This is a genomic window from Desulfovibrio sp. GTC20076 (assembly GCF_055385905.1).
In genome coordinates this window covers 2,507,191-2,530,319 of sequence record NZ_AP039366.1, presented here as the reverse complement: position 1 = coordinate 2,530,319, position 23,129 = coordinate 2,507,191, and the positions used below count along the sequence as shown (strand labels likewise).

The following is a 23,129-nucleotide window of genomic DNA, read 5'->3' as shown; positions in this document are numbered from 1 at the left end:
CAGCCCGCCAGCAGCCGACCGGATGGTTCCGGATGGGCGCCGGATGGCTGCCCACGAGGTATCGTGGGCGAAATATTTCCGGAAGACGGGCTTGATCCCGGCCGTGCCTCGATGCAGCTTTTGCCCACCCGGCGTGGTGTGTGCCGGATACTGGACGCGAACCGGCGCGCCCGGAAGGCAGGTGGCCTGTGCGCCTGCTGCCCGACATCCCGGACAGGAGGCATTGTGACAAATCGCGATGCTGCCCGGTCCTGCGGCGGAAAACCCGCCGTATCCACCGGACAGGCGGCCTTGCCGCAAGGGCTTGCCCGGCTGCTGGCTGATCTGCCGGCGCTGGCCGTAGCCTTTTCCGGCGGTATTGACAGCCGTTTTCTTTGTCATGCCGCCTTGCTGTGTGGCTGTGACGTGCTGGCCGTGCACGCGCGCGGCCCGCATGTTCCGGCAGAAGAGAGCGACTCGGCGCAGGTATGGGCGCGGGCGCGCGGTCTGCCTCTGCTGGTGGTGGATTTTGATCCGTTGTCCCTGCCGGAAGTGGCCGTCAACAGCCGCCAACGGTGCTACGCCTGCAAGCAGGGGCTGCTGAAGGCTATTGCAGGTGCTCTGGCCCACACCGGAAAGATGGCCGGCAATGCGCCTGCGGGTAAGGACCCCCACGGTACGCGCCTGCTGTGTGACGGCAGCAATGCCGATGACCTCACAGCCTTTCGTCCCGGCCTGCGCGCCCTGAAAGAGGCGGGAATCATATCACCGCTGGCGGAGGCGGGCATGGGCAAAGAGGCCATACGGGCTGCGGCCCGTGCTGCGGGGCTGGATAATCCGGATCAGTGCGCCCGCCCCTGCCTGTTGACCCGTCTTGCCTATGGGCTTGCGCCGCAAAAGGATGTTCTGCGCCGTATTGCCGCCGTTGAAAGCAGCCTTGCGGCCCTGCGCGGCGGCGGGGATGTAGGCGGTATTGCTCCCGGGCCTGTGGCGGGCTGCGCTCTGGGTGATTTTCGCCTGCGTCTCGTCCCGCAGCCGGTTTTGCAGGCACAGTTTCTGCCCGAAGCCCTTGCGGCGTCCGTGCGACGCATCCTGGAAGCGCACGGTTTTATGGACTGTGAGCTGCTGGTCGGGCAGGGTGTAAGCGGTTTTTTTGACAGACCGCCCGTGCAGCCCTGAGCGGAGTCGGCCTGCCCGCGTGACGCAGCCGATGCGCCCGGCATGCTTTTCCGCCCTGTACACCGCGTTGCGCCTTCACGCAGGGCTGGACTTTGCACTTAAAAGGGCCTATGAATACCCACTTATATCAATGGGGCTTACCCCGGAGGACATTATGGCTCACAAGAAAATCGAACGTAAGAAAGAACTGGACCGTCGCCGTCATCGTCGTGCGGAGCGCCTGAAGCAGCGCGTGCGTGAAGCCAAGGCTGCTGCCAAGGCGTAACTGTTTCTGGATAACCGCCTGCCGCAAAACGTGTTTCGTTCTGCGGGATCAGGGAAAAGGCTGGGAGCGCCATCGCAGGTGTTTTGCCGGGACTTTTCTGGTATCCCGAAAAAAAACAGCGTCTTTTGCGGGCGCTACTTATTTAGCAACAGCGCACCGGTTTTTCAGGCCCCTGGGCCTGCCGGGGACTGCCCATGCAGTCCTCTTGCACCGTAGGCAAGTTGAGACTGGCCGGGACTGTTCCCGGCGGTCTTTTCGCATGCGCATTGCCTGAATGCCTGCGCGGCATGTCTTCAGCCTGTTGCTCCGGGCCTGCCCGTATTGCCCGGCGGGACTTCTGCCGTGCCGGTAGTCCGGGGTTTTCAGTAAAGGTGCTTTTCGCCATATGGGCATTTTTGTTGCAGATACATAAATGCTTCAGCGCCGCGTACAAACGCAGCACCCGCAGAGTAGCGCGGGCCTTGCCGCAAGATGTCTTTCGGCAGGGCGGTTTCTGAAGTGCCGCACATTTCAGAAACGACCCTTCTGTAGTGCGTGTGGGGCGTTCGTACCTCATGCACCGGCGGGGCGCTGCCGCTATAACCATCAAATCAATCTGCGCTAGTGTGATCATGCCTATTTACGAATATCAGTGTTCCAAGTGTCAGCACAGGTTTGAGGAGTGGGTGAAAAGTCCCTCCGATCAGGGCGAAGAGCCTTGCCCCAAGTGCGGCGCGGCCTCTCCGCGCATAATGTCGCAGACATCTTTTGTGCTCAAGGGGGGCGGCTGGTACGTTGATGACTATGGCTATCGCAAGGGCATAAAGGAAGAAGGCGGCGCGTCCTCTTCCTCTTCTCCCTCTCCGGCGGAGGCCTCTCCGGCCGCGCCGGCCGCACCCGCACCTGCCGCCGCCCCGGCGGCCGCTCCCGCAACCCCGGCCCCTGCTGCCGGCCCCGCGAAAACGGATTCATGAGGCTGTCATGATCGAACGCTATACCCGCCCGGAAATGGACCGTATATGGACTTTGAAAAACCGCTATCAGGCATGGCTTGACGTTGAGCTGGCCGTTTGCCGGGCGTGGAGCGAAATGGGCCGGATCCCGGCCGAGGCCGTTGCCGTCATCTGCGACAAGGCTGCCATTGATGTGGACCGCATTCTCGAAATCGAGGAAGTAACCCGCCATGACGTCATCGCCTTTCTGACCTCGCTGGAAGAAAAGGTAGGGCCGGATGCGCGCTACATCCACCTGGGCTGCACCTCGTCAGATATTGTGGACACGGCCAACGCCCTGCTGCTGGTGCAGGCGGGCGAACTGATTCTCAAAGACATACGCGGGCTTCTGGGCAGCATTGAATCGCTGGCCCGGCGCCACAAGGGTGTGCTGTGCATGGGCCGCACCCACGGCATCCACGCGGAACCCACCAGCTTCGGCCTCAAGATGGCCGGTTTTTACGCCGAATTTTCGCGTCACCTGGCGCGGGTGGAAGCCGGGCTTGAGAGCGTGCGCGTGGGCAAGATATCGGGCGCGGTGGGCACATACGCCTTTTTGTCGCCCGAACTGGAAGTGCGCGCCCTGGGCCATCTGGGCCTTGGGGTTGATCCGCACTCCACCCAGATAATCCAGCGCGACCGCTACGCCCACTTCTTTACCTCTCTGGCGATTCTGGGCGGCGGCATAGAGCGCCTTTGTGTGGAACTGCGCCATCTGCAGCGCACCGAGGTGCTGGAAGTGGAAGAGGGCTTTGCCAGAGGGCAGAAAGGCTCCTCGGCCATGCCGCACAAAAAGAACCCCATTTCGGCAGAAAACATGACCGGGCTTTCACGCCTGCTGCGTACCAACTCCCTTGCCGCTCTGGAAAACCAGGCTCTCTGGCATGAGCGCGACATCAGCCATTCGTCGGTAGAGCGCGTTATCATGCCCGATTCCACCATACTGGCCGACTACATTCTTGCGCGCCTTACCCGCCTTCTGGACGGCCTTGTGGTCAAGCCCGACCGCATGCGCGAAAATATGGACCGTTCTTTTGGCCTGTATTTTTCGCAGCGTGTGCTCACGGCGCTTGTGTCCGGCGGGCTGCCGCGCCAGCAGGCCTACGAGGCCGTGCAGCGTCTTGCCATGCAGAGCTGGGAAAGCCGCGTGCCTTTCCCCGATCTTGTGCGCGCCGATGCGGATATGAGCAGCCGTCTGGGCGAAGCCGCCCTGAAAGACCTTTTTGATCCTTCCTATTACCTGCAACACGAAGATGAAATTTTCGCCCGCGTGTTTGCTGAAAGCCCTGCCCGGGCCTAGCCGAGGTTGTTCATGAGCGTTTGCACCCAAGAGCATATGATGGAACTTAAACGCCGTCTCGCGCGCCTGCTGGTGGAAAAATCCTATCGTGAAGGGGATTTTATGCTGGCTTCAGGCCGCAGAAGCGACTATTATTTTGACTGTCGTGTAACGGCCTTGCACGCCGAAGGCTCCTGGCTTATCGGCACGCTGTTCAACCACATGCTCCGCGATCTGGATATCCGGGGTGTGGGCGGCATGACCATGGGGGCAGATCCGCTGGTTTCCGCCACTACGGTTGTTTCGCATGAGCAGGGCAGGCCCCTGCACGGCCTGCTGGTGCGCAAAGAGGCCAAAGGTCACGGCACCGGGCAGTTTGTGGAAGGACTTGGCAATTTTAACGCAGGCGATCGCGTTGCCATGCTGGAAGATGTGGTCACCACGGGCGGTTCGCTGCTCAAGGCCTGTCACAGGATCAGCGACGCAGAGCTGAACATTGTTGCTGTGTGCGCCATTCTGGACAGGGAGGAAGGTGGCCGTGAAAAGCTCCGTGAGGCGGGATATGAACTGCTTGCCCTCTTCACCCGCGCGGAACTGGTGGCCCTTGCGCGCTGAGTGCACCCAGGCGGAACCTGACGCAGCAGCCCTCGGGGCTGTCGTGCCTGAGGGGACTTCGCGGGCGTCTTGTTTGCCGTACGCGGACGGGCGCACGCCCGTCCGGCACATCATGACGCGCTTTTCCACCACGGCTCCCACGACCCGTCAGGGGGGGCGCGTCTTGTGCCGCAGCATGGCTGTCCGGCGTTTTGCCGTTTTTCTTTTTTCTCTTTGCGCCCTGCGGGCCTTGCCGGGTCTTGCAGCGGCGCTTTTGTGCGTTCTTGCCGCGTCCGGATACGCGCGCGCCGATAACTGGCAGGCTTCGCTATATAACGAGGGCCTGCCTTCCCATCTGGTGGCTGTGGATAAAAACCGCCAGACCTTCATGTTTTTCGAGAAAAAAAGCCCTCTCAAGCTCCGCTATACCTACCCCTGCACCACCGGACAGCTGACCGGCGACAAGAAGGTGCTCAACGACCTGCGCACTCCCGAGGGTGTCTACTTTGTGGAGTACAAGATCGCCAGCGGGCTGGATTTCAAAGAATACGGGGGCATAGCTTATACGCTCAACTATCCTAACCCCGTGGACAAACTGCGTGGCAAAACCGGCCACGGCATATGGATTCACAGCAAGGGCCTGGGCATTGAGCCGCTTTCAACACGGGGCTGCGTGGCTATCGGGCTGAAAGAAATTGACGAGGTTGGCCCGAGCCTTGTACCCGGAACCGCCGTGGTGCTGGCGGAACGTCTGGATGAAACCACCGTGCCGCAGCCGGATAACGGCACGGCCCGTGAATTGCGGCGGCTCATGCAGGCATGGAGCAATGCCTGGGCCGGGCGCTCATCCAGGATGTTTGAATTTTATGATGCCGATGCGTACAGCAAGGCCATGCCCGAAAGCTTCGCCGCTTTCAGGCTGAACAAGGAACGTCTGTTCAAGATCCTCAGTTTTATCAAGATTTACAACCGTAAAATTCACGTGCTTGAGGGGCCGGGCTATTGGGTTACCTGGTCCGAGCAGTTTTATACCGCATCCAATCTTTCCACTGAAGGTGTCCGCCGTCTGTACTGGCAGCGCGGTGACGACAAGAAGTTCCGCATTGTCGGTATGGAATGGAGCCCCCGTGATCTTGGTATGCGGGCTGCTTACCAGAAAGGCCAGCTTGTGGCCGAAGCGCCGTTGCAGACGGCTTCGGACGCTGACTCCGAGGCGCCCCTGCCGCCGCGTCTGGATATGCCTGAGAGCGCCGCTGACGGCACGGAAGTTGTAGCCGCCAGCGCCGCCGATGGGAGCAAGGCAGGCGGCAAGGCGTCTGCTGAAGCCGCTGCGCCGGGTAAATCCGTTGCACTCAGCGAGCCTCTTGTTCCCCGTCGCATGCAGGCCCCGCCCCCGGCGGAAGTGAACTGGGGCGCGCGCCCCGCCATGGAAGATTCAGCCAGGGTTGCCGCCGAGCAGCGGGCCGCCGAAGAACTTGCTGCCCGGCAGCGTGCGGAAGAAGAGCGCGCCGCAGCGCAGCGCCTTGCCGAAATCCGTGCTGCGGAAGAACGCGCGGCTGCCGTAAAAGCCGAGGCCGAGCGCTTGGCCGCTGAGCAGGCCGCTGCTGAAAAAGCCGCTGCCGAAGCTGAAGCGCAACGCTTGGCGCAACTTGCCGCAGAAAAACTTGCCGCAGAAAAGCTTGCTGCGGAACGCGCAGCGGCAAAGGCCGAAGCCGAACGTCTGACTGCCGAAAAAGCCGCTGCTGAAAAGGCCGCCGCTGAAGCCGAGGAGCAACGCCTGGCGCAAGCGGCCGCAGAAAAACTCGCTGCGGAAAAACTGGTTGCGGAGCAGCTTGCTGCCCAGCGCGCCGCCGAGGAACTGGAAGCCAAAAAGCAGGCAGCCCTTGCCGCGCAGGATCTGCGCCTTACTCCGGAGCTGCGCACCCAGTTGCAACAGGCTGTGAGCGGCTGGAATGCGGCCCTTGCCGCCCGTTCGCCGGCTCTTGCCGACTTTTACGATCATGCGCGCTTCAACCGTGAACCCGGGGCGCCACGCGGCCTTTCCTATAATGCCGCATGGCGTGAGCTTGAAAAGCATCTGGGCGCGCCCTGGCTGCGTTACATCAGCCGCAAACCTTCTTTCGAGGTGCAGGGCAAGTTGGCGGTTAGCCGCTGCGAAGAGCTTGTGGCCGGTCCTCACGGTTTGAGCGAGGGCGTACGCACGCTATGGTGGCGCAAGGGCGACAACGGCGACCTGCGTATTGTGGCCTCGCAGTTCCAGCCCGATGAGCTGGGCCTGGCCGCCGACTATCTGGATCAGGTAAGCGGCGCGGTAAGCGATGCCATTGAAGGCTGGCGCAAGGCCTGGGAAGCGGGCAACCTGGATGCCTATATGGCCTACTATACCGACAGTGCCGTGCAGCAGGGCCGCTGGGGGGCCAAAAATATCCGCCGTCAGAAAGAAGGGCTGTGGTCCCGTGTGCAGCCGACCCTTGTGCAGCTTTCCGGCTTGCGGCTGGTGGCGGACAAGGCCGGCATACGCGCCGATATGGGGCAGACCTATGCCGACAGCGCCGGGCACAGCGACAGGGGAACAAAAACCCTGCTCCTGCAGTATGACGGCAAGAAATGGCTTATCACGCGTGAAGACTGGACGGCGGCTCCCGCCGCTGCCCCTGCGCCCGGAGGAGGCAGGCCTTGAAATACAAGGAAAGCCTTTCCATCATCTTTATGAGGGATAACGGTCCCCGGCGCAGTTTTCGTGTTCGCCGGGGCCGTTTTTACGCGGCGCTGGTCTTTTTCGCCTGCCTGCCTGTGCTGAGTTCTGTTCTGGGCTGGCATTGCTGGCAGCTCTGGCAGGAAAATGCCGCGCTGCGCGCGAATGTGCTGCGCTTTGAAAGCGACTATCAGGGCGCACAGGCCACGGCAGAGCGCCTTGAGCATCTTGAAGAACTGCTGCGCGAAGAAGATGTGCAGGGGCGCGATCTTGTGCTGCGCCGTCTGGGCGGGGGAGAACCCGCCGTGGAAGCCCCCCCGGCAGACAGGGATGAGAACGGCAAAAGCGAGGCGCTGCGCGGTGCGGAGGGGCCGGGGCATGAGGACTTTCCTGCCATTGACCTTGATTACGTCAAAGTGGGCAATGTGCAGGTGCGCGCCCTGCGCGGCGGCAAGCTGCGCCTTGCCCTTGATTTGCGCAATACCGACAACCAGCGGCTGGCTTCCGGATCTGTGTCCGGCACGCTGATCACGGCTGACGGGGCAAAGCACCCTCTGAGTTTTGACCCGGAAAACGTAGGTGACTTTCGCATCAGCCGCTTCAAACGCACGGTCATTGTGGTGCGCCTGCCGGGACGCCTTGATCTGGTGAATGCCCAGGTCATTCTTGAGGTGCGCAATCAGGATGAAAGCGTGGTATACCGCAATATTTTTCCTGTGGAACACTAGGGCAATCAACGCTTCAAATACTTGCTTAACGGACGGCAAAGCCGCCCTGCAATCATTGGGCGACAAGGATTTGTCTCCAAATCCTTATCGAGCACTTTACCTTTGAAAAAACTCAAATGCTCTGTGTGACGGGCAGTGGTACGCTGCGGCGGGCATTGCGTGACACGCAGAAATAATGGGAAAGGGCTTAGCCTTCGAGAGGGGGGGTAAAATTTCTTCTTGCAGGGCCGGTTTCTCTTTCGCATTGCCTGTCGCGCAGACGGCCCCGTCTCCCTCAGGTCAGGGAAATGCTTATAACAGATTGAAACAGGAAGAAATGTTCTGGGGCGGGGGTGCGAAGGGGGGGACCCCTTTTGCAATAGGGTCCCCTCCACAAGACATTTCAAAGTAAACGTGCTCTAACCCGCCAACGGCTACGCGGTCCGCGTGGCGTTATAGAAATTGATCAGGCAGCCATCAAGGATGATCTGGCGTTCGTCATCGGTCAGATCCTTGAGGGTAAGGGCAATCTGCTCGCTCGTGCCGTTTTCGCGCACAATATGGGCCAGCAGGGTAGGTTCGGCCTCCTGCACGGCTTTACGTACGTGCGGTACGGCAAGCCAGTCGCCAATCTGAAGCACATCAGCAAGATCCGCATCAACAATGAAGGGCAGCATACCCCAGTTGATCAGGTTGGAGCGGTAGCGCTTTGTGGCGTATTCCACGGCCAGGTTGGCCCATCCGCCCAGTACTTTCTGGCAGGAGGCCGCCTGTTCGCGGGCCGAGCCATCACCGGGTTTGACGGCAAAGATGGTGGAGCCGATGCCCACGTCCGCAAGGTCGGTTCCGTTTTGTGGAATATTCAGACCGCAGATGGCAAAGAGCGCGCGTACCCGGGCCACAAGGTCCGCATCGGCGGCATTGGACAGCCGTGTCTTTTCAAGGGCGTTAACGGTTTTGGCTCGCTCCACATAGCCGGGATCCTTGCGCGACAGGGTGTACTCTGCCAGCTTGAGCGGGTTGGAACGCAGGGATGAAGTCTCGCCCGAGGGGATAAGCTCATCCGTGGTGGTCACGGGGTCGGTGATAACACTGGCGACCTGAAGCAGCAGATGTTCGGGCAGAGCGCTCATGGCGGGCCAGTCCGCAATATTGGGACCAAAAATCAGCGGTGTTTCGGGCTTGGCCTGACCAAAGCCGTTATACACGCGACGGTGGTAGATCAGCGGCTCAAAACGGTAATCAAGGCTGATGCCCGCAAGGCCGGGGGCGCTCCAGTCCAGGTCCGTGGCGGGGGTCAGGCGGCCGCCGTTGGCCGCCGTGGCAGCGATGGAACGGGCGTCCATGAGAGCTACGGCGGAGAGCTGCCCGTTGGCAGGCTTTGACCCTTCGCGGTTGGGGAAGTTGCGGGTGGTGTGGCGAATGGACAGGGCGCCGTGAGCCGGAGTATCGCCCGCACCGAAACAGGGACCGCAGAAGGCGTTTTTCATCACTGCGCCCGCAGCCATCAGTTTGGCCGTGGAGCCGTTGTTGACCAGAGCCAGCCCCTGTGGCTCGCTGGCAGGGTAGACGGACAGGCTGAAGGCAAGGTTCCCCGTGCTTTTGCCGTCCAGAATGGCGGCGGCCAGAGTGATGTTTTCAAAGCTGCCGCCCGCGCAGCCCGCAATGATGCCCTGGTCAACCCACAGGCCGCCATCGCGGATTTTTCCGCAAAGGTTGAGGCCCCTGGCAGCATCGCCAAACTGGCGGCGGGCCTCGTCTTCCACATGGGCCAGCAGCTCTGGGGCATGCCTTGCAACCTCGGCTACGGGGTAGGCATTGCTGGGGTGAAAGGGCAGGGCCATCATGGGCACGATCTTGCCGAGATCAATGCGGATAAGACCATCGTAGGCTGCCGGGCCTTCAAGGCGCAGTTCGGCGTAGTCGCCGGGGCGGCCGTGCTGCTCAAGGTAGCGGGCCACCTTGGCGTCTGTGGTCCAGATGGACGAAAGACAGGTAGTTTCGGTGGTCATGACATCGATGCCGCAACGGTATTCCACCGAAAGGCCTTCCACGCCGGGCCCCATAAATTCCAGCACCTTGTTTTTCACAAACCCGTTTTTGAAAACAGCGGCGATAAGGGCCAGGGCCACGTCCTGCGGGCCTACACCGGGGCGTGGCGTGCCTTCGAGCCATACGGCGATTTTCTGCGGGTCGGCCACGTCATAGGTCTTGCCGAGAAGCTGTTTGACCAGTTCCGGCCCGCCTTCGCCCACAGCCATGACACCCAGTGCGCCGTAGCGGGTATGGCTGTCGGAACCAAGGATCATGCCTCCGCATTTAGTCATCATTTCGCGCACATACTGATGTATGACCGCCAGATGCGGGGGAACGAAGATGCCGCCGTACTTCTGGGCGGCCGCAAGACCGAAGAGGTGATCGTCTTCGTTGATGGTTCCGCCTACGGCGCAAAGGCTGTTGTGGCAGTTGGTGAGGGCGTAGGGAACGGGAAATTCCGTAAGGCCGCTGGCCCGCGCTGTCTGGATAATGCCCACATATGTGATGTCGTGCGAGGCCAGAGCGTCAAAGCGGATGCGCAGCACGTTTTCCCCTGCCGGGGCTGTATTGTGCGCGGAAAGAATGCGTGCGGCCAGGCTGTTTTTGCGCGCGGCCTCCACATCCACGCCCTTGGCGCGAGCCTCTTCGGCGCTGCGGATGGTGTTTCCATCAATGACAACGGCATTGCTTATAAGTTCAATCATGGTGGCAGACCTTTTTGCTGGGTTTTGAGGCCGCTGGCGCGACGCTGGTTAGCGGGACTGCGCCGCGGCCAGTTTGAGGCCGAAGGCTATGAAAATAAAACCTGTAAAGCGTTGCAGCCAGAGCTGAAAGCGACTGTTTTCAAAGATATGACGCACACGGCCGAGTATGTAGGCCAAGGGCACATACCAGAGCAGGCACAGGGCCGACAGTATGCCGCCAAGCTCCAGAAACTGCGGGCCAAGCGGAGCGTGCGGATTCATGAACTGCGGCAGAAACGTCAGGAATATGATGACGGCCTTGGGGTTCAGGGCATTGGTCAGAAAGCCCTGACGAAAAAACGACCACCACTGGCGGCCCGTAAGGCGTGGAGCGGCTGCGGGTTTTTTCATGAGGCCGTGCGCCAGGGCATGCTCTTTCAGGTCGTCAGCCTGCGGAGCAACCCTCACCACCGCCGCGCTGGCCTGGCGCCCATGACGCAATGCCTGGATGCCGAGCCAGATAAGGTAGGCCGCGCCCACGTATTTCAGGATGCTGAACCACAACACGGACTGCGCGATAATGGCGGAAATGCCGAGCATGGCGGCCGTGGTATGTACGCTTATGCCCAGGGCCACACCACAGGCTGCGGCCTGCCCCTGGGGGCGGCCGTTGAGCAGCGATATTTTGGCGATAAGGGCAAAGTCCGGTCCCGGCAGCATGACCAGCAGTGCCGCCATGGGTACGAACAACAGCAGGTTTTCCAGTGAAATCATGTGTGTTTTCCTGCCCTGCGGGGCGGCATGGCGCATCAGTGCGGTCAGATGCGCCATGCCTTCTGGGGATGTTCTTGCCGTTGTTGCGGCGTACTGTCCAAAAATCCCTGAAAATTGAGGGATATTTTTGTAACCTACACGGCAAATAGCGTTTTGGCTTTTTGGCCCGTGCGCCGCACGACATTCTGCGGTAGGCGTGCCATGCCGGCACTGCACCGGGCCTGTTTCGCCAGCACGGCTGCTACAGGTTGGTCCCGATGATGTCGCCAAACTCCTTGCAGCCCACCACGCGGGATCCGGTAACCTGGGCGGCCAGGTCTTCGGTAACGGCCTTGCCCGCAATGGCCTTGGCCACGGCCCTGCGGATGCGCCCGGCGGCATCGTGCTGGCCCAGGTGCTCAAGCATGAGCGCGCCGCACAGGATAACGCTGCCGGGATTGGCCTTGTCCTTGCCCGCGATGGTGGGGGCAGTGCCGTGGGTGGCTTCGTAGAAGGCCAGCGTGTCGGACATGTTCACGCCCGGTGCAAGGCCGAGGCCGCCCACCTGGGCCGCCAGCGCATCGGAGATATAGTCGCCGTTGAGGTTGGGCGTTGCCAGCACCTGATACTGCTCGGGGCGCAGCAGCGCCTCCTGGAACATGGCGTCGGCTATGCGGTCTTTGACCACAAGGCGCCCGGCCACGGGTTCTTTTTCGGTGCAGGTGCAGTCGCCGAATTCCTGGGCGGCCACGTCATAGCCCCACTGGCGAAAAGCGCCTTCGGTGAATTTCATGATGTTGCCCTTGTGCACAAGGGTGAGGCTTTCCTGCTTCTGGTCCAGGGCAAAGCGCAGGGCGCGGCGCACAAGGCGCTTGGAGCCTGCTTCCGTCATGGGTTTGATGCCCACGGCAGCGTCGTCGCCGACCTTGGTCACGCCCAGCTCATCGCGCAGAAAGGCCACAAGTTTGCGCGCCTCGGGGGTGTTGGCGGCAAATTCCACACCCGCGTACACGTCTTCGGTATTTTCACGAAAGATGACCATGTTGACGCGCTCGGGATGCTTGACCGGGGTTTCCAGCCCTTCAAAGTGGCGCACGGGGCGGATGCAGGCGTAAAGGTCCAGGGTCTGGCGCAGGGCCACGTTAAGACTGCGGATGCCCGTGCCCACGGGCGTACCCAGGGGACCCTTCATGGCGAGTTCGGCATGGCGCAGGGCTTCAAGCGTGGCTTCGGGCAGGGGATGACCGTTTTCTTTCACGGCCTTGTCGCCAGCCAGTAGTTCTACCCAGTCAAGGGTAAGGTCAGCCCCGGCGGCGCGAATGGCCCCTTCAATGACCGGGCGGGCGGCCTGCCAGATTTCCGGGCCAATGCCGTCGCCTTCGATCCAGTACACAGTCTTGCGCATGTTCCCCCGTCCTTTTGTAATAGCGGTGAATATGAAGCAGGGCCGGGCCATCCCAAGCCCGGCCCCGGTCTGATGCTGAAAAGCGGTCTAGTCCCCGTCATCCACGGTGCCGACCTCGTGCTTGAGCGAGCGGGCGCGCTTGAGCAGTTCCTCAAGCTGAATGTCCACACCGATCACCCCGGCAATATTGTCTTTTTCATCTGTGACGGCGCAGGAAACCGTAATGATGAGTTTGCTCGTAAAGTGCGACTGGTACACATCCATAATGTGCAGGTCGCCGCTTTGCATGGGTTTTTTGAACCATTCACGGCCGGAGAAGTCATAGCCGATGGGCAGGGCCTCGTAGGTTTCCTTGTACATGGGGTCGGTGATGGCAGAGCATTTGAGGCTGCCTGTGGCGTCCGTAAGGTAACAGTACTGGATAAAGGGATATTCGCGTTCAAAGGCGTCGATCTTGGCGTGGGCCTTTTCGCCGAAGTCCAGAAGGTCCTTGTCGCGGGCAAGGCGCACAAGCAGGTTGGCGGCCAGTTCGCCCGCGAGCTGTTTCATGTTGTCGAACTCCGACACAAAAAGTTCGGGCATGAAGCGCTGTACCAGGGCTTCCATTTCCACATGCGAGAAATTGGTAGTGCGCCCGGTTTCTTCGTAAACAGCCATGATGGCATCGTAGATTTTGCCCACAGCAGGATGCTTTTTGGATATCTGCCGCTCTTTTTCCAGATTGAGATTGGTGTTGATCCAGTACGCCACGCCCGCGCGGCCCGTCTTGTCGGTAATGATGATGGGCACGGAGCGGCCGAGCAGATGCTTAGTGTCGAAAATATTGTAGATCTCTTCGTTTTTTGCCAGGCCGTCAGCATGCACGCCCGCACTGGTGGCGTTGAAGTCGCGCCCCACAAAGGGATAGTTGTGGGGAATGCGGTAATCCAGCTCTTTTTCAAAAAACTGTGCCACTTCGTGCAGCACGGTGGTGTCGGCGGCGGCATCGTCGCCGGTAAGGGAGATATACTCCACAAGCAGGGCCTCAAGCGGGGTGTTGCCCGTGCGTTCGCCAAAGCCGAACAGTGTGCTGTTGACAGCGCCGCAGCCGTTGAGCCATGCCGTGACGCCGTTGACGAGCACTTTGTGAAAGTCGTTATGCCCGTGCCATTCAAGCCACTGGCCGGGAACGCCCGCCTCGTCGGTAAAGGCACGCACAATGCGCTGCACAGAGCGGGGCAGGGCTGCGCCCGGGTAGGGTACGCCGTAGCCCATCGTGTCGCACAGGCGTATTTTTACGGGCATGCCGCTCTGGCGTGAAAGCTCCATGAGCCTCTGGGCCAGGGGCAGGCAGAAGCCGTAAATATCGGCCCTGGTGATGTCTTCAAAGTGGCAGCGGGGTATGATGCCCCATTCCAGCGCCTGTTCGGCCATGCCCACGTACATGTCCATGGCCTGCTGGCGGGTTTTGCCCAGTTTGAGAAAAATGTGGTAGTCCGACACGCTGGTGAGCATGCCGGTTTCGTCAAACTCCATATCGCGGGCCAGCTTGAGGTCATCCCTGGTGGCACGTATCCAGGCAGTCACGCGCGGGAAGCGGTAGCCGCGCGCGCGGCATACGTCAATGCACTTGCGGTCCTTGGCGGAATACAGAAAAAATTCCGAAGCCGTGATAAGCCCCGTCTTGCCGCCGAGACGGTGGAGAAAGTCAAACATTTTTGCCACCTGTTTGACCGTATACGGCGGGCGTGCCTGCTGGCCGTCACGAAAGGTGGTGTCGGTAATGCGCATCTGTTCCGCAGGGCGCGGCGCCAGCAGCACTTCATCAAAAGAAGTGCGGCAGATACTGGTATAAGGGAAAAGTTCACGGTAGAGCTGGGGGGTTTCAGGCTCCTGCATGACCAGGGTACGGCTGCCTCCGCTTTGGTGGATGATATTGCTCATATGCTCCCGCCGACTCGCGCTGACCGCGCGGAAAAAAGTTTTCCGGAGAAGGCCTGTTATAGCGGCTTACGGGGGTCTCGTCCAGTACGGTGCGGGGCCTGTACCCGGCAAAAGCGGCGCGTATGCACGTTTACAGGCGTACCGGCACTTGCCAGAAGAGAAAAAATAAAGGATTGTCCCTGTCGAAGGCGTGTGGAAGCATGGGTATGCGGCGCGTCTTCTGAAGGAGCAGGCATGTCGGATTGTGTGCGCTACCCAGCGCCGGGTTGCGTGGTGGAGTATCTGGAGGGCAATGCCGTTCAGATTGCCCTTATTACTGAAGAGGCCGGGGGCCGTTTACGCCTTTTGCTGCCCAACCGGCGGGAAACGCGGCTCAATGCGCCGCGCCTGCTGCCGTGGCTTGGTCCCATGTATAGCGCGGACCTGGGCAAGGAAGACGCGGTACGCCTGCTTGAGCAGCACCGGAAAAGCCGTGAGGAACTGGCGGCTGACGTGCCTGTGATGGACGCGTGGGAACTGGCGCAGGGCGAGGTGGCTATTGCCCCTGCGCAATGGTTTGCCGAGCTTTTCGCCACTGATCCAGACTCTGATCAGGTGGCGGCCTACGGGCGCGCCCTGCTGGCCTGCAAAAGCCATTTCCGTTTCCAGCCGCCGGATTTTCAGGTTTTTCCTGCAGAAACGGTCGAAAAGCGGCTGACGGAAGAAAAAACCCGTCTGGAGCGCGAAGCCCTTATCGCTGGCGGCGCGGCCTTTTTGCGTCTTTTGTGGGATGTGGCCTGCCGCAAGCGCGACTTGCCGCCTCCCCCTGCCGCAGGTTCCGGCAGTGGCGAATGGCCCGCCCCCGAGGTTGCCGGGCGCCTTGAAGAGGTGCTGCGTGTCCGCATGACAGACCCCGAAGGGCAGGAGCATGAGACCCTGTGGCGAACGCTTGCCAAGGGCCTGCCCGATGTGCCCCATTTGCCTGTGCAGTTGCTGATGGCCTGGGGCAAACTGCCTGCCCATTACAATTTTTGGCTTGATCGCGCGGGCTATACCCCCGGCGACAGCTGGTGGATGCCACACCGCGAAGAGGTGGAGGCGCTTGCCGCCGCCGCTGCCGTTGGGGCCATGCCCTTCGTGCAGCCCGCACCGGAAACAGTGTCGGCGGAAACTCCGCTGCCGGAAAACAGCAAATGCCCGGTCCCCGGCCTTTTGCCCGAAAGCCCGCTGCCCTTTATCAGCATCGACAGCGCCAGTACCCGCGACGTGGACGATGCCTTTTATGTGGAAACCACGGCAGACGGGCGCACGCTCACCCTGGCGCTGGCCTGCCCTGCCCTGTACTGGCCTTTTGGCGGTCCGCTGGACAAGGCCGTGCTGCACCGGGGAACCAGCATTTACCTGCCCGAGGGCGACTGCCATATGCTGCCCGAAGAGCTGGGAACCTCATCGTATTCCCTGCTGGCCGGCCAGCCGCGTCCCGCCCTGTGTGTACGGGTTCCGGTGGACGGCAACGGGCATTTTGGCCCGTGCGAGGTATATCTAGCCAGTGTGAATCTGGCCGCCAACCTGACCTACAGCGACAGTCAGGCCGTGCTGGACGCGCTGGCCGCCGGGGAGTCCGCCGCTCTGCCCGACAATCCGGCCGCTACCCATGCCGATTTGCTCGGCCTGGGGCTTGCCCTGGCGCGGCAGCGGCAGCAGGCCCGCATTGAAGGCGGGGCCGTTATTATGGACAGGCCCGACCCTGCCATCCGGCTGGAGGGTGAAGGGGCCGAGGTGCGCGTGCACGTGGGGCCGGACTATCATGCCCCGGATGCACAGATGCTGGTGGCGGAAATGATGATTCTTGCCAGCGCGGCCGTGGCCCATTGGGCGCTGGAACGGGACGTCGCCATGCTGCACAGGGTGCAGGATGTGGTGCTGCCCCGCGAATACGCCGGCATATGGCATACCCCGCAGGACATGACGCGCATCATGCGCGCCCTGACGCCTTCGGGCCTTGAGGTGCAGGCCAGACCGCACGCGGCTTTGGGGCTTGACCGCTATACGCCCGTGACTTCGCCCCTGCGCCGCTATCCCGACCTTGTCAACGAGGCGCAGGTGGTGCATTTCTTGTGTTCCGGGCAGCCTCGCTGGAGCGAAAGCGCCCTGACAGAGCTTTTGCAGACGCTCTCGCCCGTACTGGATGCCGTGGGGCAGGTGCAGCGCTTCCGCCCGCGCTACTGGAAGCTGCTGTATTTCCGTCAGCAGGGGGACAAGGTATGGTGGCCCGGCGTGATCACGGAAGAAAACGATGCCTTTGTGAGCGTGAGCCTGCAGGACCAGGGTATGTTTGTGCGCGGCAGGCGGAAGCTCTTTGACGACAGGGCGCATCCCGGCCTGCGGGTGGATGTGCGCATCGGCAAAGTACACCCGCTGTATAATGAGATCATGATTCTGGAAGCAGCCACGGTGGACTAGCGCGGCGTGCTCCTGAAGCTTGCGCCCCGGGCACTTCAGGGCACATGCGTGACCGCCCGGCGGCTATAGACGCAAAAATGCAGTCCGACAGCGTGTTGTGGAGATACCCATGCTGGAAATACTCTGGATAGCCCTGGCTTATGTGCTTGGTTCCGCGCCGTGGGGGCTGGTCATTGCCAGAACCTTTTGCGGCATTGACCCGCGTGAAAGCGGCAGCCGCAATACCGGCGCCACCAATGTGGCCCGCTTGTGCGGCTTCGGGTGGGGCGTAGCCACGCTTTTGTGCGATGTGCTCAAGGGGGCCGTGCCCGTGTGGCTGGCCTTCAGGATCAATGTCTCGCCTGTTTTTGTGAGCATGGTGGCCCTGGCCTGCGTGCTCGGGCATGTTTTTTCCTGTTTTATGAAGTTCCGGGGCGGCAAGGCCGTGGCTACGAGCATCGGCATTTTTCTGCCCCTGGCCTTCTGGCAGCTTCTGGCCAGTTCGCTGCTGTGCATGCTTGTTATCTGGCGCAGCGGCTTTGTTTCTCTGGGATCGCTGACCCTGGTAACGGCCCTGCCTGTGGCGCTGGCCGTCAGCGGGCAATGGGGCTGGCTGCCGCTGTCTCTCGCCGTGTGGGCCGTTGTGGTCTGGAAGCACCGGGAAAATATCGTTCGCCTGCGCTCCGGCACGGAAAAAAGCTGGCTCAAGAGCAAGAATAAGGGCGCAGCGGCGGGCAATGCTGCACAGGGTGATGACACGCAAAACATGAATCCGCAGGATGCAGGCCGGAAAGACGGCTAGCCCTGCCGCACATATGTTGCACGCAACCTTGCTTTACAATTTGCTGGATAACTGCTCCAACGGTTGCGCGGTCAGCCGTCCGCTTCAAAGGTGCAAACGCTTTGGACGCAGCCAGAAGGCTGGCGGATGCGGCCACGGCGCAACGCCCCGATACGGCTGCGCGCCGCAACGGGCGTTTTGCACGCTCTGGTAAGCCCTGTTCCTACAGGTAAAATGTTCCGGAGCGTTCCCGGAGGAATGCTCCGGCGGCGGCACGAGCCACCGCTGGATAAACGGTTTCTGTTCCTGATGCCAAAAGGAGTTCGTCACATGGCCCACGCGGATTTTCCGGCCTATCGCGGCCGCATGGAATATGTCTGCCTTGATTGCGGCGCGCGCTACCCGGGCGACAGCCTGCTGTATACCTGCCCGCAGTGCGGCGGCGTTTTTCTGCTGGAAAACCTGGATTTTGCCAGGCTCAAAGAACGCAGCGGCCAGGAATGGCGAAAGATTTTTGACGATCGCTGCGCCAGCCGCTCCACAGCGCTCAAGGGGATTTTCCGGTATTACGAGCTGCTCGCCCCCCTGCTGGACGAAGACGATATCGTCTATCTGGGCGAAGGCATTACTCCGGTGGTGGAAGCTTCCGCTGCCCTGCGTGACATGACGGGCGTGGCTTTTGCCTACAAAAATGACGGGCAGAACCCCAGCGCCTCCTTCAAGGACAGGGGTATGGCCTGTGCCTTCAGCTATCTCAAGTGGCTTTGCCGTCGCAACCAGTGGGACGAAGTGCTGACGGTCTGCGCCTCCACCGGCGACACTTCGGCAGCCGCGGCCCTGTACGCCTCCTATGTGGGCGCGCCGCTCAAATCCGTGGTACTGCTGCCCCACGGCAAGGTGACGCCCCAGCAGCTTGCGCAGCCCCTTGGCAGCGGCGCCACAGTGCTGGAATTGCCCGGCGTGTTTGACGACTGCATGAAGGTGGTGGAGCTGCTGGCAGAAAACTACCGCGTGGCGTTGCTCAACTCCAAGAACAGCTGGCGCATTCTGGGGCAGGAGTCCTACGCGTATGAAGTGGCCCAGTGGTATGGCTGGGATATGACGGACCAGTGTCTCTTTGTGCCCATTGGCAATGCAGGCAACGTCACCGCCATCATGTCGGGCTTTTTGAAAATGCTTGATCTTGGCATGATTACGGGCCTGCCGCGCATCTTCGGCGTACAGTCCGAGCATGCCGATCCGGTGTGGCGCTACTATGACGCCCCCGCAGGCTCCCGCTGCTGGCAGCCGGTGACCGTGCAGCCCAGCGTGGCCCAGGCGGCCATGATAGGCAATCCCGTTTCATTTCCGCGCGTGCGCATGCTGGCCGAGCGTTTTATGGAAAGCGGCGGCGAGCGCGCCTTCCAGGTCGTGCGCGTAACCGAGCAGCAGATTATGGATGCGATGATTATGGCAAACCGTCACGGTCACATTGCCTGTACCCAGGGCGGCGAATGTTTGGCCGGTTTGCGCAATGCCCGCGCTCTGGGCCTTGTGGGCGACCACGAGCACGCTGTGCTTGACGCCACGGCCCATGCCCTCAAGTTTGCCGGGTTTCAGGACATGTATTTCAACGATGCCTTCCCGCCCGAGTATGGCGTATCGCCGGACAGGAGCCTGGCAAACCTGCCGGAACTGCTTTTGCCCCAGAGCGCTCGCGAAGGGCGGGATGTGGCGGAATTCGCCTCACTGGGGGCGGAAGCCGTGGTGCAGCGTTTGAAATTGCAGAAAAAATAAGGTTTTTTGTCATAGGCTGTATAAAGAAAGGGACTTTTTTGCAAAGGTCCCTTTTTTGCTTTAGCTGTGAAAAATTGAAAAACATAGCAGAAAAATAAACAGGTAACGTGCTTTCACTGTCTTTGTTTGGCCCGCAGCGTGTTCAGGCTGAATCCCGGGCCATTGCAAAACAGCCGGTATTCCAGAGGCGAAGTACCTTAACGCAAGGAGCATCTCGTGGATGAATTCAAGGCAACTGTTGTGGATTTTCCGGCGACACGCCTGACGGGCATGAAGGTTCGCACCTCGCTGGCTCATGCGCAGCAGGATTGTCCGGCCGTCTGGCAGCGGTTTGGGCCGCGCATGCCCGGTATTGAGGGCAGGCAGAGCTTTGGCGTTTCCATCATGCTCAGTGCCGAGGAGATCGAATACTGGGCAGCGGTGGAAGCGGATGGACGCGAACTTCCGGCCGATATGGGCCATGTGGATGTTCCCGCGGGAACATATGTGGCCTGCCGGGTGCCGGACCTGGAAAGTATCGGGATCGCCTACATGTTCATTTTTGAAAAATGGCTCGGCAGCCAGGAAACCTATGCATATAACGAGCAGGTCCCGTGCTTCGAGCTGTATCCTCCGGCCTGGTGCCCTGACGTTCCTTTTGAAATCTATGTGCCGTTAAAGGGCTGAGCGCATCTGCGACTGGGCCATGACGTATGAAAACCCCGCCACACGAATCCCAATTATCCGTGTGGCGGGGTTTTGCATTGCTGGCTGCAAGGGGAATGGCCGGGGGCTACGCCCGGACCGCTAGGGCTGCCCCGGCGTTAGCGCGCGCCCTTGGGGAAGAGCACCACGCCGATAGTTTTGAAGATAATGTTTATGTCCAGCAGGATGGACATATTTTTGATGTAATAGAGATCGTACTCCAGCTTGCGGCGTGCGTCTTCTTCAGACGCGCCGTAGGGGTAGCACACCTGCGCCCAGCCGGTCAGGCCGGGTTTTACCGTGTGTCGCAGGCTGTAGTACGGGATGGTTTCCTTGAGTTTCTGCACAAAGGCCATGCGCTCGGGGCGCGGCCCGATAAAGCTCATGTCGCCCTTGAGGATGTTCCATATCTGCGGCAGCTCATCTATGCGTACCTTACGGATAAAGCGGCCGAAAAAAGTGACCCGGCTGTCTTTGGCGCTGGCCCAGACGGCGCCGTCTTTTTCTGCATCGGCCCGCATGGAGCGGAACTTGTACACCGTGAATTCCTTTTCAAAAAGGCCCACGCGGTCCTGCTTGTAAATGACCGGGCCGGGCGACTCCAGTCGCACGATAAGGGCCGTGAGCAGCATCACGGGCGTGGCGGGTATAAGCAGCAGCAGCGAGATCAGCACATCCAGGGCCCGTTTGAGGCGACGCAGTGAACCGCGCGTATTCAGCGAAAAACCTTCGGTCTGTAGCAGCCACTCATCGGTGAGCTGTGAGAGCGGCAGGCGCTGCACCACATGTTCATAAAAACTGCGTATGTCCACCACCATGCTGCCGCGCAGCTTGGCCTGCAAAAGCTCGTGGGCGATGTCGTCATCAATGGGCGCATCGGGCAGCAACAGTATCATGGTGGCCTTTTTTTCCTGGGCTATGTCCAGAGCCAGAAAGGGCGGGCCAAGGCAGGGTCCGGCATCCGGCCCCTGATCACGCTCGCCCACATAGCCGAGAATTTCCGCCTGGGGCAGGCCTTCGGCCAGCAGTTGCCGCACCTTGCCTGCGCGGTCCACGCCCACCAGCAGGATGCGCAGGGGGTGGGTGAGCCTGTCGGCATTGAGGTGGTAAAGCCAGCGCCACAGCAGGCTGAGGCAGAAAGAAAGCGCGAAAAGCAGGGTGATGGTCTTGCGGTCAAAGCGCCAGTGCTGAAAGGCGTAGGATGCCGTGGCAGAGGACACGATGGCCAGCAGGCAGGCCACAAGTACGCGGCCTGTGGTCTCCTTGAAGTCCTCGTTACCTACATTGTAAGCATCAAGGATATAGAAAAACAGCATATAGAAAAAAATGGTAAAGAGCGAAGCCCCGGTGTAGTCGTCAAAAACGCTCAGGTCCGGGGCAATGGTCGTCATGCCTGAAATAGTCAGGGCCAGCAGGATGCAGAACAGGTCCAGAACCTGCAAAAGACCCATGCGATAGCTGCTTATCATTGCAAATTATCCTCTGAAGGAGATTAGCCTTGCCAATAGCGTGTCATGCTTGAGCCGTACTTGTCGCCGCTGTTCTTACGGGTGCAGGACAGATGTCACCCGCCGCATACAGAAATACGGGCGGCTGCGCTGCGGAGGAGCCATTGTCGCCCCGGGACCGGGGATTCCCCGGGGCTGTGGGGAAAATGCCGCCTTCCGCCCGGCAGCGGTTTGGTACTGCCTGTACACGCCTGATTACCCGCCGGGTTGTGTGTACGGCAGCCCTCCGCCCTGCATGAGACCCGGACCTGAGGCCCGGCCGCGCACGGTGCACGGTTGAACCGCAGCACATGTTTGCCGGCATGTGCATTTTCGTCAGCTTACGCAAGCGCGGGTACGCGCATGTCTTCAAGAATGCGCACGGCGACCTTTTCTGCGTCAAATTCGTCCACGGCCATCCGGCGGCCGTTGGCCCCCATTTCAGCCATAAGCTTCGGCTGCCGGATAAATTTTTCCATAGCCGCCGCCAGGGCCTGCGGGTCGCGCAAAGGTACAAGATAGCCGTTATAGCCGTCGCGCACAACCTCACGGCAGCCCGGGGCATCTGTCACCACCGCTGCGCGGCCCATGCTCATGCCCTCCATGATGGAGGTGGGCGTGCCTTCGCGCCAGGAGGGCAGCACCATCACATGGGCGGCGCTCACATAGGGGCGCACATCGCGCGTTTCGCCAAGGTATTCTATGCAGCCCTCGGTCTGCCACTGGCGCACGGTTTCAAGGCTTATGCTGCCAAGCCCCTGTTCGGCCGGGCCGAGCAGCAGAAAACGTGCCTGGGGGTGCGCCGCCTTGAGCGTACGGGCCGCCTGGGTGTATTCTTCAAGCCCTTTGGCTTCAAGCAGCCGGGCTACCAGCAGAAAAACCGGCGGTCCTTCAAGGCTGCCGTCAGCCTCCAGCCCGGGCAGCGGGGCGGGGGCAAAGCGGCTGGTGTCCACCCCGGTGCCGCGCGCCTTGAGTATGCGCGCCCGCGCGCCCAGAATGCCAGCTCGCCGAAACACGGCAATATCATCGTCATTCTGGAAAAATACGCCTTCAGTCCCGGCCAGGGCCGTGCGGTAGAGCAGGGCGCTCAGCCTGTTAACGCATTTTTTGAAAAAGCTGTCGGCCTCAAAGGCGTAACCCAGGCCCGTTATGGTGGCGTACACGTGCGGAATCCCCGCCACTCGCGCGGCAATGCAGCCGTAGATGACGGGTTTGATGGTAGAGCTGAAAAGCAGGTCGGGCTTTTCAGCCTTGAACAGGCGCAGCAAGGCCCCGGTGGTGCGCAGATCGCGCAGGGGGTTGAGGCCCTTGCGGTCAAGGGGGTAATGCAGCAGGCGTGCGCCCTGGGCTGCCAGCGCCGCCTCCGAACCGGGGTCTCCCGGCGGGGCGCAGCAGACAACCTCATGTCCGGCGCGATGCATCCGGCGGATCAGCACGCTCCAGAAATTGCTCATGGACCTGGCCTGGTTGCCCAGAACGATGATCTTCATTTGCCTGCATCTCCCTTTGC

General features: G+C 60.9%; 16 protein-coding genes. 10 read left to right on the top strand and 6 right to left on the bottom strand.

What is annotated here, in order from left to right; all coding sequences use genetic code 11:
- The first annotated feature begins 63 nt into the window (after nt 1-63).
- The 6 genes from larE to ACZ495_RS11145 all read left to right on the top strand — a co-directional run bounded on the left by larE (nt 64) and on the right by ACZ495_RS11145 (nt 7,690).
- Nucleotides 64-1,158 (top strand): ATP-dependent sacrificial sulfur transferase LarE, encoded by a 1,095-nt coding sequence (gene larE, locus ACZ495_RS11170; RefSeq protein WP_464262280.1) that lies wholly within the window; start codon nt 64-66, stop codon nt 1,156-1,158.
- A 930-nt stretch (nt 1,159-2,088) separates the two neighbouring features.
- Nucleotides 2,089-2,376, top strand: a complete 288-nt coding sequence (locus tag ACZ495_RS11165) for an FmdB family zinc ribbon protein (RefSeq protein WP_394026763.1) — start codon at nt 2,089-2,091, stop codon at nt 2,374-2,376.
- Between the two features lie 7 nt (nt 2,377-2,383).
- Nucleotides 2,384-3,694, top strand: coding sequence for an adenylosuccinate lyase (gene purB, locus ACZ495_RS11160; RefSeq protein ID WP_464262279.1), 1,311 nt, complete (start codon nt 2,384-2,386; stop codon nt 3,692-3,694).
- A 36-nt stretch (nt 3,695-3,730) separates the two neighbouring features.
- Nucleotides 3,731-4,288 carry an orotate phosphoribosyltransferase gene (gene pyrE, locus ACZ495_RS11155; protein WP_041723770.1) on the top strand — a complete coding sequence of 186 codons (558 nt, stop codon included), beginning with the start codon at nt 3,731-3,733 and terminating at the stop codon, nt 4,286-4,288.
- A 112-nt stretch (nt 4,289-4,400) separates the two neighbouring features.
- Nucleotides 4,401-6,947, top strand: a complete 2,547-nt coding sequence (locus ACZ495_RS11150) for a L,D-transpeptidase family protein (protein WP_464262278.1) — start codon at nt 4,401-4,403, stop codon at nt 6,945-6,947.
- Nucleotides 6,944-7,690, top strand: a complete 747-nt coding sequence (locus ACZ495_RS11145) for a hypothetical protein (RefSeq protein ID WP_072311366.1) — start codon at nt 6,944-6,946, stop codon at nt 7,688-7,690. Before ACZ495_RS11150 ends, ACZ495_RS11145 begins: the two co-directional genes overlap by 4 nt.
- Nucleotides 7,691-8,103: 413 nt before the next feature.
- On the opposite strand, the gene ACZ495_RS11140 is transcribed toward ACZ495_RS11145, so the two are convergent.
- The 4 genes from ACZ495_RS11140 to ACZ495_RS11125 form a co-directional block, all read right to left on the bottom strand.
- Complete coding sequence (locus tag ACZ495_RS11140; protein WP_012623751.1) at nt 8,104-10,410, bottom strand: hydratase; 2,307 nt, start codon at nt 10,408-10,410, stop codon at nt 8,104-8,106.
- Between the two features lie 48 nt (nt 10,411-10,458).
- Entirely contained in the window at nt 10,459-11,163 is a 705-nt protein-coding gene (locus ACZ495_RS11135; protein ID WP_464262277.1) for a LysE family translocator, read from the bottom strand.
- Between the two features lie 241 nt (nt 11,164-11,404).
- Nucleotides 11,405-12,547, bottom strand: a complete 1,143-nt coding sequence (gene icd, locus ACZ495_RS11130; RefSeq protein WP_072311365.1) for an NADP-dependent isocitrate dehydrogenase — start codon at nt 12,545-12,547, stop codon at nt 11,405-11,407.
- Nucleotides 12,548-12,634: 87 nt separating this feature from the next.
- Complete coding sequence (locus ACZ495_RS11125; protein ID WP_012623754.1) at nt 12,635-14,470, bottom strand: triose-phosphate isomerase; 1,836 nt, start codon at nt 14,468-14,470, stop codon at nt 12,635-12,637.
- A 234-nt stretch (nt 14,471-14,704) separates the two neighbouring features.
- Here ACZ495_RS11125 and ACZ495_RS11120 point away from each other — a divergent pair, with 234 nt between their 5' ends.
- From ACZ495_RS11120 to ACZ495_RS11105, 4 genes are all read left to right on the top strand, one after another.
- Nucleotides 14,705-16,912, top strand: coding sequence for a ribonuclease catalytic domain-containing protein (locus tag ACZ495_RS11120; protein WP_072311364.1), 2,208 nt, complete (start codon nt 14,705-14,707; stop codon nt 16,910-16,912).
- A 109-nt stretch (nt 16,913-17,021) separates the two neighbouring features.
- Nucleotides 17,022-17,693, top strand: a complete 672-nt coding sequence (gene plsY, locus ACZ495_RS11115; protein WP_464262276.1) for a glycerol-3-phosphate 1-O-acyltransferase PlsY — start codon at nt 17,022-17,024, stop codon at nt 17,691-17,693.
- A 309-nt stretch (nt 17,694-18,002) separates the two neighbouring features.
- Nucleotides 18,003-19,448, top strand: a complete 1,446-nt coding sequence (thrC, locus tag ACZ495_RS11110; RefSeq protein ID WP_464262275.1) for a threonine synthase — start codon at nt 18,003-18,005, stop codon at nt 19,446-19,448.
- Between the two features lie 216 nt (nt 19,449-19,664).
- Nucleotides 19,665-20,114, top strand: coding sequence for a GyrI-like domain-containing protein (locus ACZ495_RS11105; protein WP_072311361.1), 450 nt, complete (start codon nt 19,665-19,667; stop codon nt 20,112-20,114).
- Between the two features lie 137 nt (nt 20,115-20,251).
- Here the strand turns inward: ACZ495_RS11105 and ACZ495_RS11100 are convergent, their stop codons facing one another.
- The gene (locus ACZ495_RS11100; RefSeq protein WP_464262274.1) at nt 20,252-21,601 is read right to left on the bottom strand and encodes a sugar transferase; all 1,350 of its coding nucleotides are present in this window, start codon (nt 21,599-21,601) and stop codon (nt 20,252-20,254) included.
- A 359-nt stretch (nt 21,602-21,960) separates the two neighbouring features.
- Nucleotides 21,961-23,109, bottom strand: a complete 1,149-nt coding sequence (locus ACZ495_RS11095) for a glycosyltransferase family 4 protein (protein ID WP_464262273.1) — start codon at nt 23,107-23,109, stop codon at nt 21,961-21,963.
- Nucleotides 23,110-23,129: the final 20 nt, after the last annotated feature.

Coding starts and splice junctions, on each gene's coding strand:
- ACZ495_RS11135 (WP_464262277.1), bottom strand. CDS start 11,163: ATGATTTCACTGGAAAACCTGCTGTTGTTCGTACCCATGGCGGCACTG.
- ACZ495_RS11150 (WP_464262278.1), top strand. CDS start 4,401: ATGACGCGCTTTTCCACCACGGCTCCCACGACCCGTCAGGGGGGGCGC.
- icd (WP_072311365.1), bottom strand. CDS start 12,547: ATGCGCAAGACTGTGTACTGGATCGAAGGCGACGGCATTGGCCCGGAA.
- thrC (WP_464262275.1), top strand. CDS start 18,003: ATGGCCCACGCGGATTTTCCGGCCTATCGCGGCCGCATGGAATATGTC.
- ACZ495_RS11100 (WP_464262274.1), bottom strand. CDS start 21,601: ATGATAAGCAGCTATCGCATGGGTCTTTTGCAGGTTCTGGACCTGTTC.
- pyrE (WP_041723770.1), top strand. CDS start 3,731: ATGATGGAACTTAAACGCCGTCTCGCGCGCCTGCTGGTGGAAAAATCC.
- ACZ495_RS11120 (WP_072311364.1), top strand. CDS start 14,705: ATGTCGGATTGTGTGCGCTACCCAGCGCCGGGTTGCGTGGTGGAGTAT.
- ACZ495_RS11095 (WP_464262273.1), bottom strand. CDS start 23,109: ATGAAGATCATCGTTCTGGGCAACCAGGCCAGGTCCATGAGCAATTTC.
- ACZ495_RS11140 (WP_012623751.1), bottom strand. CDS start 10,410: ATGATTGAACTTATAAGCAATGCCGTTGTCATTGATGGAAACACCATC.
- plsY (WP_464262276.1), top strand. CDS start 17,022: ATGCTGGAAATACTCTGGATAGCCCTGGCTTATGTGCTTGGTTCCGCG.
- purB (WP_464262279.1), top strand. CDS start 2,384: ATGATCGAACGCTATACCCGCCCGGAAATGGACCGTATATGGACTTTG.
- ACZ495_RS11125 (WP_012623754.1), bottom strand. CDS start 14,470: ATGAGCAATATCATCCACCAAAGCGGAGGCAGCCGTACCCTGGTCATG.